General features: G+C 43.8%; 20 protein-coding genes. 3 read left to right on the plus strand and 17 right to left on the minus strand.

From position 1 onward, the window contains the following. Window positions 1–14: 14 nt before the first annotated feature. From ACGHCT_RS16290 to ACGHCT_RS16325, 8 genes are all read right to left on the minus strand, one after another. Complete coding sequence (locus ACGHCT_RS16290) at window positions 15–590, minus strand: DapH/DapD/GlmU-related protein (protein ID WP_390440204.1); 576 nt, start codon at window positions 588–590, stop codon at window positions 15–17. Window positions 591–609: 19 nt separating this feature from the next. Further along, window positions 610–1,308: a response regulator transcription factor gene (locus ACGHCT_RS16295; RefSeq protein WP_390436867.1), complete on the minus strand. Its 699-nt coding sequence runs from the start codon at window positions 1,306–1,308 to the stop codon at window positions 610–612. Continuing rightward, window positions 1,280–2,797 carry an ATP-binding protein gene (locus ACGHCT_RS16300; protein WP_390436869.1) on the minus strand — a complete coding sequence of 506 codons (1,518 nt, stop codon included), beginning with the start codon at window positions 2,795–2,797 and terminating at the stop codon, window positions 1,280–1,282. The genes ACGHCT_RS16295 and ACGHCT_RS16300 overlap by 29 nt, the downstream gene beginning before the upstream one ends. A gap of 27 nt (window positions 2,798–2,824) precedes the next feature. Then, window positions 2,825–2,977, minus strand: a complete 153-nt coding sequence (locus ACGHCT_RS16305) for a hypothetical protein (protein WP_390436871.1) — start codon at window positions 2,975–2,977, stop codon at window positions 2,825–2,827. A gap of 174 nt (window positions 2,978–3,151) precedes the next feature. Continuing rightward, window positions 3,152–3,922 (minus strand): SDR family NAD(P)-dependent oxidoreductase, encoded by a 771-nt coding sequence (locus ACGHCT_RS16310; RefSeq protein WP_390436873.1) that lies wholly within the window; start codon window positions 3,920–3,922, stop codon window positions 3,152–3,154. A gap of 21 nt (window positions 3,923–3,943) precedes the next feature. Next, a complete protein-coding gene (locus tag ACGHCT_RS16315; protein ID WP_390436875.1) occupies window positions 3,944–4,462 on the minus strand; it encodes a flavodoxin family protein in 519 nt (172 codons plus the stop codon). 19 nt (window positions 4,463–4,481) lie between these two features. Beyond that, on the minus strand, window positions 4,482–5,021 hold the full coding sequence (locus tag ACGHCT_RS16320) for a flavodoxin family protein (RefSeq protein ID WP_390436876.1): 540 nt from the start codon (window positions 5,019–5,021) through the stop codon (window positions 4,482–4,484). A gap of 10 nt (window positions 5,022–5,031) precedes the next feature. Further along, a complete protein-coding gene (locus tag ACGHCT_RS16325; RefSeq protein WP_390436878.1) occupies window positions 5,032–5,253 on the minus strand; it encodes a hypothetical protein in 222 nt (73 codons plus the stop codon). A gap of 156 nt (window positions 5,254–5,409) precedes the next feature. Here ACGHCT_RS16325 and ACGHCT_RS16330 point away from each other — a divergent pair, with 156 nt between their 5' ends. Beyond that, a complete protein-coding gene (locus ACGHCT_RS16330) occupies window positions 5,410–6,306 on the plus strand; it encodes a LysR family transcriptional regulator (protein ID WP_390436880.1) in 897 nt (298 codons plus the stop codon). A 1-nt stretch (window position 6,307) separates the two neighbouring features. Here the strand turns inward: ACGHCT_RS16330 and ACGHCT_RS16335 are convergent, their stop codons facing one another. Genes ACGHCT_RS16335 through ACGHCT_RS16345 form a run of 3 tightly spaced genes read right to left on the minus strand, consistent with a single transcriptional unit; the run spans window position 6,308 to window position 8,553 of the window. After that, a complete protein-coding gene (locus ACGHCT_RS16335; protein WP_390436882.1) occupies window positions 6,308–7,165 on the minus strand; it encodes an aldo/keto reductase in 858 nt (285 codons plus the stop codon). A 19-nt stretch (window positions 7,166–7,184) separates the two neighbouring features. Next, window positions 7,185–7,961 carry an EFR1 family ferrodoxin gene (locus ACGHCT_RS16340; protein WP_390436883.1) on the minus strand — a complete coding sequence of 259 codons (777 nt, stop codon included), beginning with the start codon at window positions 7,959–7,961 and terminating at the stop codon, window positions 7,185–7,187. A 31-nt stretch (window positions 7,962–7,992) separates the two neighbouring features. Further along, window positions 7,993–8,553 (minus strand): flavin reductase family protein, encoded by a 561-nt coding sequence (locus ACGHCT_RS16345; protein ID WP_390436885.1) that lies wholly within the window; start codon window positions 8,551–8,553, stop codon window positions 7,993–7,995. Between the two features lie 169 nt (window positions 8,554–8,722). Between ACGHCT_RS16345 and ACGHCT_RS16350 the strand changes: the two genes are divergently transcribed. Beyond that, a complete protein-coding gene (locus tag ACGHCT_RS16350) occupies window positions 8,723–9,559 on the plus strand; it encodes a LysR family transcriptional regulator (protein ID WP_390436887.1) in 837 nt (278 codons plus the stop codon). Here the strand turns inward: ACGHCT_RS16350 and ACGHCT_RS16355 are convergent. The 5 genes from ACGHCT_RS16355 to ACGHCT_RS16375 are packed head-to-tail and all read right to left on the minus strand — an operon-like array spanning window position 9,556 to window position 12,674. Continuing rightward, on the minus strand, window positions 9,556–9,783 hold the full coding sequence (locus ACGHCT_RS16355; RefSeq protein WP_390436889.1) for a tautomerase family protein: 228 nt from the start codon (window positions 9,781–9,783) through the stop codon (window positions 9,556–9,558). The genes ACGHCT_RS16350 and ACGHCT_RS16355 overlap by 4 nt on opposite strands. Next, window positions 9,746–10,492: a carboxymuconolactone decarboxylase family protein gene (locus ACGHCT_RS16360; RefSeq protein WP_390436890.1), complete on the minus strand. Its 747-nt coding sequence runs from the start codon at window positions 10,490–10,492 to the stop codon at window positions 9,746–9,748. Before ACGHCT_RS16360 ends, ACGHCT_RS16355 begins: the two co-directional genes overlap by 38 nt. A 56-nt stretch (window positions 10,493–10,548) precedes the next feature. Beyond that, the gene (locus ACGHCT_RS16365; RefSeq protein ID WP_390436891.1) at window positions 10,549–11,667 is read right to left on the minus strand and encodes an aldo/keto reductase; all 1,119 of its coding nucleotides are present in this window, start codon (window positions 11,665–11,667) and stop codon (window positions 10,549–10,551) included. Between the two features lie 31 nt (window positions 11,668–11,698). Continuing rightward, window positions 11,699–12,136: a cupin domain-containing protein gene (locus ACGHCT_RS16370; RefSeq protein ID WP_390436893.1), complete on the minus strand. Its 438-nt coding sequence runs from the start codon at window positions 12,134–12,136 to the stop codon at window positions 11,699–11,701. Window positions 12,137–12,173: 37 nt separating this feature from the next. Continuing rightward, entirely contained in the window at window positions 12,174–12,674 is a 501-nt protein-coding gene (locus ACGHCT_RS16375) for a flavodoxin (protein WP_390436895.1), read from the minus strand. 144 nt (window positions 12,675–12,818) lie between these two features. Between ACGHCT_RS16375 and ACGHCT_RS16380 the strand changes: the two genes are divergently transcribed. Beyond that, entirely contained in the window at window positions 12,819–13,721 is a 903-nt protein-coding gene (locus ACGHCT_RS16380) for a LysR family transcriptional regulator (protein ID WP_390436897.1), read from the plus strand. A 117-nt stretch (window positions 13,722–13,838) separates the two neighbouring features. On the opposite strand, the gene ACGHCT_RS16385 is transcribed toward ACGHCT_RS16380, so the two are convergent. Beyond that, on the minus strand, window positions 13,839–14,411 hold the full coding sequence (locus ACGHCT_RS16385; RefSeq protein WP_390436899.1) for a flavodoxin family protein: 573 nt from the start codon (window positions 14,409–14,411) through the stop codon (window positions 13,839–13,841). Window positions 14,412–14,425 lie beyond the last annotated feature (14 nt).

Genomic DNA, 14,425 nt, shown 5'->3' on the forward strand with positions numbered 1-14,425 from the left:
TCTTCTCCTGTCTCTCAATCATTCTTCATAATTGTTTTTATTACTTTTGCGGGCACGCCTCCTACAACTGTATTTTCCGGCACATCTTTGGTGACCACGGCTCCAGCCGCAACAACTGCACCATCACCAATAGTAACTCCTGCCAGAACGGTTGCATTTGCACCTATCCAGACATTTTTGCCTATAGAAATGGGTGCCTGGATTATATCCGCCCTATGCTTCGGGTCTAAACTGTGATCCAGGGTCGCAAGGACTACGTTATGTCCAATCAGAGCGCCGTCACCGATGCGGATTCCTCCCTGATCCTGAAACTTGCATCCCGCATTAAGGAATACATGTTTTCCAATCGTCAGATTCTTCCCACAGTCTGTATAAAATGGAGGGAACAGGTTGAATGACTCATCAATTGGTTTTCCAGTCAGCCGTTCCATAATCTCTCTGATTTCTTCTGGTGTATGATAGCTTCCGTTTAATTCTGCCGTCAGACGCAGAGCCTCCTGCGACAGCCAGTGCATACACTCTCCTATATCCGGTCTGTCGGCTATACTTTTTCCACTGTTCATATATTCCAAAAATTCCACTATATCTATCATTTTCCACTCTCCAATATCAATTAATCCTGAACCGATACCCTGCTCCCCAGACAGTTTCGATAAACTGCGTTTCTTTCGCATTTTTACCCAGCTTATCCCGCAGGCGGTTGATATGTACCGTCACGGTAGCCACATCACCCAGGGAGTCCATTCCCCATACCCGGTCAAACAGCGTATCTTTTGAAAATACAATATTGGGGTTCTCTGCCATGAAAAGCAGAAGTTCAAATTCCTTATTTACAAGAACCACCTCTTTGTCATCCAAATACACCATTCTGGACTTTGGAAGAATGGTGAGGTTTTGGTAGGCTATTGCTGTCTCTTTTTCCTGTTCTTCCGGTGAGGAAAGGAGCAGGCTGTGAATATGGATATGGGATTTGACCCGTGCTACCAGTTCTGTAGGACTGAAGGGTTTCACCAGGTAATCGTCTGCGCCCAGTCCCAGCCCCCGTATTTTGTCAATGTCTTCTTTTTTCGCCGTCACCATGATAATCGGAAGATGCAGTGTCTTCCGCAATTCCCGGCACACATCAAAGCCTGTTTTCCCCGGGAGCATCACATCCAGTAAAACAGCGTCATATCTGCCTGCTTTTGCCATCCGCTCTCCTGATGGCCCGTCAGAAGCGATATCTGTCTCAAAACCATTGGCTTCCAGATAATCCCGCTCCAGTTCCGCAATCAATTCATCATCTTCCACAATCAGTATTTTTTCCATTGGTATCCTCTCCTGCTATAGGCAGATGGATAATAATCGCCAGTCCATCCCTGTTTTCTGCCTGCACACTGCCGCCGTGTCCGAGGATAATCTCCCTGACCACAGCAAGTCCAATGCCGCTGCCTTTCTCTGACTGGCTCCTTGCATCATCTACCCGGTAAAAACTGTCAAATATCTGTTCCAGGCTCTCCTGTGGCACTCCGGGGCCGTCATCCTGATATATCAATTCAATGTCTGTCCCCGTCAAAGTTCGTTCCAGAGATATCTGAACATATGATTTTTCTAAAGTACGGTATTTCACCGTGTTGTTAAACAGATTGTCAAATACCCTCTTGAATTCTTCCTTATCAATCCGTACAGGATAAGTTTCTTTTCCGTATGAAAATACAAGCTCTACTTGATTTTGTTCAGCGTCAGGGTTTAGAGTTTCTAAATATTGCTCTATAAACTCCTTGAAGTCCGCCGCCTCCATATGGTATCGGAATCCATTATCCAGCCTGCTATATTCGGAAAGGCTGTCTACCAGGCTCACCAAATTTCCCGTTCTGGTCTTAATCGCCTGCAGATACCGCATTCTTTTTTCCGGGGTATCGGCAATCCCATCTATCAAACCATCCAGATAGCCACTGATGGAGGTCAGAGGTGTCCGCAGATCATGGGAAATCCCAGTGATAAGAGCGCGTCTTTTCTTTTCGTCTCTCAGACGCTGATCTACCGATTCCTTCAGGTAAGCCCGCATTTCTTCAAAATCCATGCATACCTGACCAAATTCATCTTTTTTCCGGTATTCTATCCGGGTATCCAGATTCCCTTCCCGAATCTCTTTTGTACCTATGCTGAGTTGTCTCAAAGGCTTTAAGATACTTCCGGATATCCACCAGGATGTGAGGCCATTTACAAGCAGCGTCAGTACAATAAAAAAGAGGATAATCCCATACAGGTATCTTAGAATATAATTTTTCAGGTAATTCACCACGCCCTGATCTGTCTTCTGGCGGTGGACTGCCGTAATGCAGAATGTCTTTTCCCCGTGGTAAAATGTATTTTTTATAACGGATACTTCATGTCTGCTGGCAGTCAGTGTCTTGGCCGTATCAATGGAATCCCCTGCCACCGACCTGGCGGCCTGCATATCCTCTTCTGTAAGGTTCGTATAGATCAGTTTTTCATTTTTCGTAATCATGAACTGGTATCCCATTCCGGACAGTTTATTCTCCAGATGATACATCTCGTCACTTTGCCTGATTTCGTCTGACGTATCCGTATGTTCCCCCTGCCCCCAGTTATTCTCCCACAGCTCCTGCTGATAAGTATAAATCATGCTCTGGGCAAACTGTATGCTGTTCTCATCACTGTACATGGCTTCCAGTGTGTACCAGAAACTGCCAAGCGATGTGTGCAGACAGACATTGATTACGATTGCTGTAAATATGATTGGTATCAGAACCATCATAATATTGGACAGCCTGATCTTTTTCTTAATTGTCAATGCAATACTCTCCTTTATCTTCTATTTTTACTGAACCCGGTATCCTGTTTCAAGCAGTGTATAAACTTTTTCCCAGTATTCTTCCTTTGTCTTTACTTCGATTACATCAAATCCCTGTTTTGCTTTCAGTGACAGAATCTTTTGTGTCACTGAAAACCATAGAATCCAGTGTTTTTCCATAGACGATGCCCCTCCGCTCGTTTACTACTATGATTTCGTCTCGTCAGACAATTAACAAATCGAATTATGAATCCCGCTTTCACTCAGAATTATAGATTAGCATTTATGGATAAAGGATTTCTCACATAAAGATAAACAATTTATAAATTAATAACTATCAGAGCAATCGCACTTTTAAAGGAACGCACCGTTGCAGACCTGAAGCACCTGCCCACGGACAGCTCTCCCCATCTTGCTGGCGAGATACAGGCAGGCATATGCCTGATCTATAGCTTCACATTCCGGTCCTGGAAAATAGACGTAATGGCCGCTGTATTTCAACATTTCATTTCCCCCGGGCTGTTCTCCCGCCTTATTGGCAAGATGTGCCGGTGTGATGGTCGCCCCCGGTGCAACGGCGTTACACCTGATATTGGTGTCAATAAGCCGCATAGCCACATTCTTTGTCAACGTATTCAGAGCTCCTTTTGTGGATGTATAGGTTGCGCCGCAGAAAGGACGGTTTCCATTTACGGAAGAAATATTGATAATGACTCCTTCATTTTTAGGCATAAATATTTTCAATGCCTCTCTGATATATCTCATTGGTCCACCCAGGTTTGTATTCATTACCTGCATCATCCATTCATCCTCTGTTTCATCAATCATTTTCTGCTCGCCAATTCCTGCATTATTGATCAAAATATCTAAATCACCAAAAGTCTCTATTGTTTTTTCCATAACTTTCTTCGTATCTGCTGTGGAACAGGTATCCGCAACAATACCGATCGCCTTCCCACCCTTTTCGCAGATTCCTTTTACCACCTGATCCAGTTTCTCCTTGCCTCTAGCCGTCAGGACAACGCTGGCGCCTTCCTCTGCGAAGAGTTCCGCCATCGTCTGCCCCATCCCATAGCTTGCTCCGGTAATAATTGCAACTTTTCCCTCTAACATTTTTGCTTCCATGTCTTATGATCTCCTTTTCTTTTATAGGCTCTGCCCAAATTCTCTTAATTCATTTAATTTTTTCTCTGATTTGTTCTGTTTGCCATAAGCGGTATAAATTCCCATATCCTCAAGTTTTAAATAGTACAGAAAAGAATTCTGATATTCATAAACAGCTCCTCCATATACACCATCACTCCCAGAGCTTAAAATCAGTGCAGCCTTCTTCAGATGTTTGGGTTTATCAAGCGCATAAATACGGTTAATCGCACATTGCAGCTGTCCTGTAAAACTATGGTAATAGACCGGACTTGCCAGAACTATCATCTCCGTCTCATCAAGTATCGGATAGATTTCTTGCATATCATCCTGCTGTACACATTTCCCCGCCCCTTTAGTATGGCAGTATTCACATCCAAGACAGCCCCCTATATGTTTGCTGCATACATTTACCACAGTAATATCGTGACTATTTTTTTCTGCCCCTTCTACAAATGCCTCTACCATAGCAGTAGTATTTCCATGAGTATGGGGACTTCCGTTTAAAATCAATATTTTCATGGTATACGCCTCCTGACCCTTACACTGATTTGCCCATAAGAAATGCTTTTTCCAGTGCCGAGTGTCCCTCAATCTCACCTGCTTTATCTACTCCACCCGCAAATATCGTTCCTGCAAGAGCTGCTTTTTCAAAACAGGAAATCCATCCTCTAAGCCCTGTAATCGCTCCATTTACCGCATCTTCACTTTCATCAGCCGCTGTGGCCAGAAGATAAACCTTCCGAAACTGATAATCCAGAAAATACAGCGGGTTTGCACGGTCAAGCATCGTCTTCATCTGCCCGCTCATCTCGTAATAATAAACAGGCGTGGCAAATACAATTACATCTGCCGTCAGCATTTTCTTTGCGATGGTATTTGCATCATCTGCAATTATGCATTGCCCTGTATGCTGGCAGGCAAGACATCCCCTGCAAAAGCCAATCTTTTTATCACGGATTTCTATCTTCTCTGCCAAATGACCTGCCGCTTTAGCTCCTCTTATAAATGCATCTGCCAGACGCTCCGAATTGCTGTCTTTCCGCAGACTTGTTGATACGACTAAAATATTTTTTTCCATCTTTTTCTCCTTATTTCTTAATTTGATATACTAAATAATCCAGACAATAAATTTTCCTTTCTTCTCTATGTACATTGTTCAGAAGCTGTTTCCTATGATGTTCCAATAGTTCCAATTGTTTTTCTTTTTGATTTTTGTCCAGGTATAACAAAAAATCCTGAATGCTCTCCATCCCACACCCTGCATCCTTTAGATTCTGGACGACCTCTTCTTTGGATTCTAAATTTACCATTACCTGTGCAGCACCTCCCACATCATTTTTATCTATACCTAGTATAATTCTGCCGCCATATAATAACAAATACTTATATTTAATTATTATGCATAGTTGAAACCTATTTGCTTTTGTGTTAAACTCCCTTTAAGTTTTATTTAGGGAGGTTATCATATGGAACTGCGGGTTCTTCAATATTTTCTTGCGATTGCAAGAGAACAAAGCATTATACGTGCCGCTCAGTCACTGCATCTATCCCAGCCGACTCTTTCCACCCAGATTAAAAATTTAGAAGAAGAGCTGGGAAAACAGCTGTTGATTCGCGGTACAAAAGGCTCACGGAAGGTCACACTTACAGAAGAAGGGATGATTTTACGAAAACGTGCGGAAGAAATTCTCGACTTGGTAAAGAAAACAGAAAACGAGGTTAGCCTCAATGATGATATTGTCATAGGAGATATTTATATCGGTACGGGTGAGACGGATGGGATACGCATTTTAGCACAGACGGCTAAGCTTCTGCAGGACACTTATCCCGGAATCCGCTATCACATCTTAAGCGGCAATTCTGCATTCGTAATGGAGCAGCTTGATAAAGGTCTGCTTGATTTTGGGCTTATATTTGGCACAGTTGATTTGACAAAATATCACTCACTCAAAATACCGTCAAAAGATGTCTGGGGTGTTTTGATGCCAAAAGACTCCCCTCTTGCATCGAAAGAGGCAGTCTCACCGAGTGACTTATGGGGGAAACCACTCATCATCTCCCAGCAGGAAAACAAAGGCGGTAAGATTATAGAGTGGCTGAAACACCCGGAATCAGATTTAAACATTGTAGCCACGTATAATCTTATCTTTAATGCCTCCCTGCTGGTGGATGAGGGTCTTGGATATGCGGTTGGTTTTGATAAAATTATCAATACCTCCGGAAATAGCCGCCTCTGCTTTCGCCCGCTGACTCCCGCACTGGAAGAGGAGATGAACATCATTTGGAAGAAATATCAGGTATTCTCTAAACCTGCCGAAAAATTTATCGAAAAGCTGCAGGACATTTTATCTTCTTTTTCATGATTTAGTGCAAATTGTAAATGAACTTCACAAATGCAGGGTCATCGTGGTTCACGATTTCACTGTGCCTCAAATCCTTTGCCGAAATCTGTTCCATCTCTTCTTCTGTGAGTGCAAAGTCCCAAATATCTATATTCTGCTCCATTCTTTCTACGTGGATAGATTTGGGAATAATAGAGACACCGCGCTGTACATTCCATCTGAGTGCTATCTGCGCCGGTGTCTTTCCGTATTTATCACCGATTGCCGTAAGCTGTGCATCCGTAAAGATACCGTGCTTTCCTTCCGCCAACGGCCCCCACGCCTGAGGAACGACACCATACGCTTTCATATTTTCAATGGCGCCCTCCTGGACAAAGTATGGATGCAGCTCTACCTGGTTGACTGCCGGTATCACCTCTACTGTTTTACAAAGATTCGCAAGGATTGCCGGATAGAAATTCGCAACACCTATTGCTTTAGCCAGACCTTCTTTGTAAGCCTTCGTAATGCCACGGTAGGCCGCAAAATAGTCATTCATTGGCTGATGCAGAAGAATCAAATCTGCATAGTCCATATCAAGCCTCTTTAAAGAAGCCTTCACTGCCTGATAAGCGTCCTCTTCCTTCCCCATATCGCTGACCCATACTTTTGTTGTGATAAACAGTTCTTCCCTTGTGGCGATACCATCCCTGACTGCTCTTGCAACTCCCTTTCCTACCGCTTCCTCATTTCCATAGGCAGTTGCCGTGTCGATGAGCCGATACCCTGTTTTAACAGCATTGTAGACAACCTCTTCACACTGTGCGGCATCCGGTATCTGGAATACCCCAAATCCTTCCAGCGGCATTTTGTCTCCTGTGTTCAATGTAATAAATTCCATGATTTTTTCCTCCTGATTTTTATTTTTGAATTTCCGACTGGTTGTTCGCATCTATAATTTCGCAGATGCTGATATTTTCATTCCTGTATCTTGCTTTTGTGTTTTTTTCCGGCATGTTCATCTGGATTGCCATCATCGGACATGCATGGATACATGCCATGCAGGACATACATCCTTCTGAATTCCATCTACTTTTCTGTTCTTTCACTGTAAAACACTTTTTCGGACAAATCTTTGCACAAATTTCGCATCCGATACATTTTTCCGTAATTCGATACATATCTGTGAAAGCATTTGCGGGCATTTTCGCTCTTCTTGCCAGATATTCCCGGTGGGCAGCCCTGTCCTCATCTGTAACCGGTGAAATATAGTGTTTTTCTGCTTCCAGGTCTTTTTGAATCTTCCTAATCTGTTCTTCTACCTTTTTATCCAGAGACTTCTGCTGGTTCATATCAAATCCCGGAAGAAAATTATCCACCATCAGCAAAACGTTAATGTAAGACGGAGTGATTCCAATTTCTTCCAGCATTTTTTTTGCAAGTTCAGAAGCTCCTCCATGACGGTTTCCGTAAGTAAGAATCATATAAAAATAGGGTGTCACAAAAGTGGACTGTTCCAAAAACTCTCTTACCAGTGTGGGAACCTCATGCCCGAACACCGGACACACAATCCCAATCTTATCGGCAGTATAGGTTTTGGAAACGTCATGGATTGCCTGGGCAATACTGACTAGCTTACTTTCTAATTGTTTCGCTGCATAAAGGCTGTTGCCTGTAGCGGTAAAGTAAAATAGCATTTATTTTCCCTTTCTTTTCTTTTATAAGCTCTTATTTAAGTCTTGCGCCATCCAAAAAAGCGCTGCCGACTTTTTCACCAAACCTGTAGTAGCCATGATGTACAGTATCAAATATAATTGGGTTGAATTTATCCAGACTGATTTGTCCATCCTCTCCGAGTACTCTTTCGTCAACACTTACATTTTTTATTTTCCCAAGGTATTTACTGTCATCAACCACTTTCACAAGCTCACATTCCAGCGTTACCGGAAGCTCGTTAATAACCGGCGCATTTACAAACGCACTTTTTGTAACCGTAAAACCAGCTTTCTCCATCTTCTGAGGTTCGTTTGCACCGGATACGAGTCCTACATAATCACATGCTGTTACATGTTCCGCATCTGCGGCGCTTACTGTAAATGCTTTCAATTTCATAATATTATCAGTTGTTTTGTGATGAGACATATCAATAATGATTTCATCGCTTCCCACAATTCCGCCCCAAGCTGCATTCATGGCATTTGCTTTTCCATTCTCGTCGTAGGTTCCGATGATTAATACCGGCTGCGGAAAAAGTAACGGCTGTGCCCCAAAGTTTTTTCTTTCTGACATATGAATGTCCTCCTTGTTGTAAAAGTTTCTTTTTGTGCTATAATTTTTGTTAAGACCATGAAGTGATTCATCTGTCTTACAGGACGAATCTTATACCTTTTTTTATGAAAATGTACAATGCCAGTTGCGAATACTGCTATAAATAGAATTAATACTGGAGGGGATAGTAATGATAGAACTTTATGAATTGCGACAGCTCGCGGCATTTGCAGATACCGGAACCTTATCAGAAGCTGCAGAAATTTTGCATTTATCCCAGCCTGCATTAAGCAGAAATATGAAAAAGCTGGAGGATGATCTGGGCATCTCCCTTTTTGACAGGACGAAAAATAGAATAGAGCTTAACGACAATGGCCAATATATGCTGGAGCTTGCGAAAAAACTTCTTGTGGATGCAGATTCACTGGCCGCAAAAGTACGTGATTATGACCGTAAGAGCCGTACCATTATGCTGGGTCTGTGTGCACCGGCCCCGGTATGGTTTCTGACTCCCTTAATGACAGAGCTTTTCCCCCACCTTTCACTCCAGACAGAACAGGACACAGTAGAAAAACTCCTGTCCGGTCTGGATGACAATGTATATCAGTTGATCACACTTCCTAAAAAACCAGAGGGAAAACAGTACTTTTCTAAAAAATGCGGGCGGGAAACCCTGATGTTTGCGCTGCCAAAAGGGCACAAATATGCGCGAAGAAAAAGTCTGTCATTTTCGGATATGAATGGTGAAAATATGCTTTTAATGCCGGACATTGGTTTCTGGTCTTTTGTCATGGAAAAAATGCCGGATTCTCGATTTCTCACCCAGAATGACCGGTTTAGCTTTAATGAGCTGGTTCAGGCCTCTTCCCTTCCCTCTTTTGTTACGAATTTGTCTGAGAAATACAGGATAACACCATCCGGCCGGATTTGTGTACCTATTTCAGATGAAGAAGCAACGGTAACCTACTACCTTATATGCAAAGCAGAAAATAAAAAAATGTTTTCTTCCTTGTTTCAGTCTATTTAACAAGTTTTCTTCCCGTCCAAAATCATCATCTTATCCATCTGTGGCAGGATTTCCGAATTTCTTACTTTTTCGTCCCAATCCTGCGGCTGGATTTCCTCAAAAGAAATTGTTACCGCCTCCTGTGGGCATCCCCACGATTCCAAGAATACCTGATTGATTTTTTCAATTGTCCTGCGTTTCGTTTCTTCATCTTTTGGAAACGCTTTGATCGCTATATAAGGCATGGCGCACCTCCTCTTTTTTACTGTTTTGGGCAGCCTGATTTACACATGTGCGTGCATTTAAGCTGCGGGGATAGCCTATATATGGCAGGCATTGGGAGATCACCCGTATCAGATATGCCTCATCATTTCCGAGGTTCATATTCCCCTGCGCATGGCTGATAAGCTGTGGTTCACAGCCGCCCTGTGCCGCCAGAAAGCAGAATGTAATCAGTTCCCGCTGCCTGAAGTCCAGTCCTGTTCTTGTATAATAATCGCCGAAGCAATTGGCGGCAAGCCAGCGGTTGATATGGCCGCCTTTATAGAAGTCCCTCATCCCTTCGCCGAAAATATCTATCTGCGCCTGCACGCCCTTTTCCAGGCGGTTTTCCATTGTAGTGGTGGCCTGGCCCTCTAAGGGCATCGGAATTCCCCTTGACCGGAATACTTCATTTGTCACCATTAAAAATGGAAGCATTCTGCCAAACCCCATATAATCTACAGACTGATATACGATCTCTTTCACCATCACCGGCGTAAGTCCCTTTTCAAGCGCCTCATGCAGCATAAGGCGAAATGCGTCTATACCCTGACATCCAATCAGTGAGGAAAGAATCGCCAAATACCTGTCTGTGTCATTTAACTGCTGATTCTCCTCATCTACGACTTCCCGGAATGTAAACTGCTCAAATCTTTCCATAAATTCCGGGTCTGTCTCATAAAATTGTTTCATCCTCTACACCTCTCTTAAATCTTCTGGTTTCCCGGATCACACTGGTATTGCCTGTCTCACCCCAATATTTGGCTTGTTCTCGCAAGCTCTTTCCTGATCTCAATGTGCTGAGGGCAGGCCTTCTCACATTTCCCGCATTGAACACATTCCGCTGCTTTTTTCAGGCCATGGCCGCCCACCAGCCATTCTTCCTGGTGTTTTGCCAATGCCAGATCATCGTAAAGTGTGAGATAATTCATTGCTGTAAAGGAGCCGGAAATGCCAATCTGATTAGGACAGACTTTGGCACAATAGTTGCATGTGGTACAGGGAATCAACGGAACTTTCTTCATTTCCTGCTGTGCCTTTTTGATAACTGCCTCTTCTTCTCCGGTAAGTCCCGTAAAATTCTTCATATAAGACAGATTGTCTTTCATCTGTTCCACATTGCTCATCCCGGACAGAACCGTGATGACACCTTCCAGATTTGCTGCAAAACGCACCGCCCAGGATGCCACTGACATATCCGGTTCACTTTCCTTTAAGATGTCCTGTACAGACTTAGGCGGATTTGCTAACATTCCTCCTTTGACCGGTTCCATAATGATAACCGGTTTGCCATGTTCCCTCGCCACCTCATAGCAGCGGCGTGACTGCACTGCCGGATAATCCCAGTCAGCATAGTTAATCTGCAATTGCACAAATTCCATCTCCGGGTGCCTTGTCAAAATATCTTCCAGCTCTTCCGGTGTAGAGTGAAAAGAGAATCCAATGTGCTTAATCTTCCCTTCCGCTTTCTTCTCCTGTACAAAGTCCCACATCCGGTACTCATCAAAATACTGTGTACGCGCCTCGCCCAGATTATGTAACAGATAGAAGTCAAAATATTCAGCCCCTGTCTGCTTTAACGATACGTCAAACTGCGCAATGGCTTCCTCTCTGGTCTTGCAGTTGATCCACGCTGCATTCTTCGTGGCAAGCTGATACTTCTCCCTGGGATAACGTTCTACCAACGCCTGCCGAATGGCGTCCTCGCTGCCAGCATATGCCCATGCCGTATCAAAATAGGTAAATCCGGCCTCCATAAACATATCTACCATCTGCTTTGTCTGCTCAATATTAATTTTATCCTCTTTCTGAGGCAGCCGCATAAGTCCAAAGCCTAATTTCTTTATATCTTTTCCTAAATATTCCATTCTTCAGTCCCTTTCCTACATCCCATCTGCATTATAAAGCTGCGTACTCTTCTTCTGTTACAGGCTCACACCATTCATTCCCTGTCTCCTCCCCCGGAACCTCCAAAGCAATGTGGCTGAACCATGAATCTTTCTTTGCCCCGTGCCAGTGCTTTACCTCCGGCTGGATGTGAATCACGGTTCCGGGTGTCAGGCTTACTGCCTCTTTCCCCTCTTCCTGATACCATCCCTCACCCGCCGTACAGATCAGCATCTGCCCGCCGCCCTTTTGTGCATGGTGGATGTGCCAGTTATTCCGGCATCCCGGTTCAAAGGTTACATTGGCAGTGAAAATTCCGCCCTCAATCTGGGAATCATTCAGCACATTTAAGTAAGACTTTCCGGTAAAATACTGTGCAAATCCGTCATTGGGCTCTCCCTGCCCGAATACATTTAACTTGTCAAATTCTGTTTTATCCATGATTTTCATATTGTCTGCCTCACTTTTTTGAATCTTTTTATTTTTGTTACACCCATTCTTTAATCTGTTCTTCTGCTCTGGATACACTTCCTCCGCGAAGGGCCAGACCCTCCTCCACTTTCGCGCCGGGGCAGAGACGTTTGATATCACTTACGCTGCTCCCCAGGCCGCTTCCTTCATGGGTACACAATGGTTTAATCGTCTTTCCTGTCATATCAAAACGCTCCAGAAAGGTGAAGACTGCCATAGGCATTGTCCCCCAGTAGTTGGGATAGCAAAGATAGATTGTCTGGTAGTCATTCAGGCTTTCCGGATAGTTCTTCAGCTCCGGGCGGGCATCCCGCTTCTGGTCGTCCTGAGCCTGGGCAATACATTCATTGTATGATTTGGAATAGGGCCTTTGCGGTTCTATTTTAAAGAGCGCAGCGTCTGTCAACTTTTGAATCATACCCGCAGCCACCTCTGTGTTGCCCACATCTAAGTTTTTAATCATCCCATTCACGTAGTTTTCATCTTTACGTGAAAAATAAGCTATCAATTTTTCCATAAAACCGCTCCTTTTTTCTTTATTTTTCGTCAGTGACCTTTTTGCCTCTATCATTATTATATCTGCCGTGTGCTTGACCGGGAATCTCCATTATGTTATTATCGTATAAACTTTTTGTTTATTCCTTGTTTTCAGGAGGTGTTTATGTATAACCATATGCTTGATACTTTCATAGCAGTCGCCGACTGCGGAAGCTTTACAAAAGCGGCCGAACGTCTGTATATTTCCCCCACTGCTGTTATGAAACAGATGAATGCGCTGGAAAAAGAACTTGATCTGGTTTTGATGGAACGCACGCCCTCCGGGATCGGGCTTACCCCCGCAGGCTCTGTCATTTACCGGGACGCAAAATTTATCATGGATTACTCACAGAAATCTGTCGCAAGTGCCAGGGCAGCCATGCATTTATGTGACACAACGTTTTGTGTAGGCACCTCGCTATTGAATCCAGCGAAGCCTTTCATGGATCTGTGGTATCGGGTGAGCCAGGATTTCCCTGAATATAAGCTGCATCTGGTTCCTTTTGAAGATAATCACGAAGGGATTTTATACGAAATTGAACAGTTAGGAAGAAAATTTGATTTTCTCATTGGGGTATGTGATTCAAAAGCATGGCTTAGCCTTTGCAATTTTCTGCCGCTTGGAAGATATAAGAAAATGATTGCCGTATCCCGGGAACACCGGCTGGCAGGACGTCCGTCCATTTCTATAGAAGATTTGTACGGGGAAACTCTGATGATGGTAAAACCGGGGGATTCCAGTATCAATGATAATCTGAGAAAGGACCTGTCTACGCATCATCCCGAAATCCAGATAGAGGATACCCCGCAGTTTTACGACATGTCTGTATTTAACCGCTGCGCGGAAACCGATCAAGTCCTGCTCACGCTGGAATGCTGGCAGGAAGTACATCCGGGACTCGTATCCATACCTGTTGAATGGGAGTACAGCATTCCCTATGGTCTGCTGTACAGCCTTGACGCCGAAGGGGATGTGGTTAGATTTGTAGAAGCAGTTAAGGAAATTTCTCTTCCAAATTTATTTTAAAGCGATAAAATAAGATTTCCGTGGGAAGTACAGACGGATTATTTTTACTCCTGGTGCGTCCGTCTATTCGTATAAAAGGCTAAATCTATGTCAGTATATGGTTCCTCTGGCACAATCTCATAGAGTTTTTAGTGCTTTCAACAGATATGTCATATTCTGTCCTAGATTCTCCATATTTGCAAGTGCTTCCAAATCCTTTCTGACATCCTCCGGCATCTGCCCGTATCCTATATTCCAATACGTGGAGCCTGCCACAAACATCTCATGATTCAGAAAAAAGTGATTTATCGCATCTATGGCCTGCAATGCACCACCTCTGCGTGCTGCCGCCACTGCTGCGCCGACTTTGTGGGTAAATAGACCTGGATTCATGTCACCTACCACAGCGGCTCGTTCTAAAAGCGCCTGCATGTTAGCCGATATATTTGCGGAGTATACAGGAGATCCCAGCAAGATTCCATCTGCATCCTTCATCTTATCAAGTATTTCTCCAAAACAGTCCTTCTGATGCACACAGTTTCCCAGACCACCACAAGAGAAACAGGCTTTGCACGGCTCAATCACTTTCCCCGCCAGCTGTACTAACTCTGTGTCAATGCCAGCATTATTCAGCACATCAAATACCTTTTCTATTAAAATTGCAGTATTCCCATTCCTTCTTGCACTGCTGTTGATTCCTAATACCTTCATCCTCACACCTCCCT

Source organism: Lactonifactor longoviformis, from assembly GCF_042848515.1.
GTDB classification, from domain to species: domain Bacteria; phylum Bacillota; class Clostridia; order Lachnospirales; family Lachnospiraceae; genus Lactonifactor; species Lactonifactor longoviformis.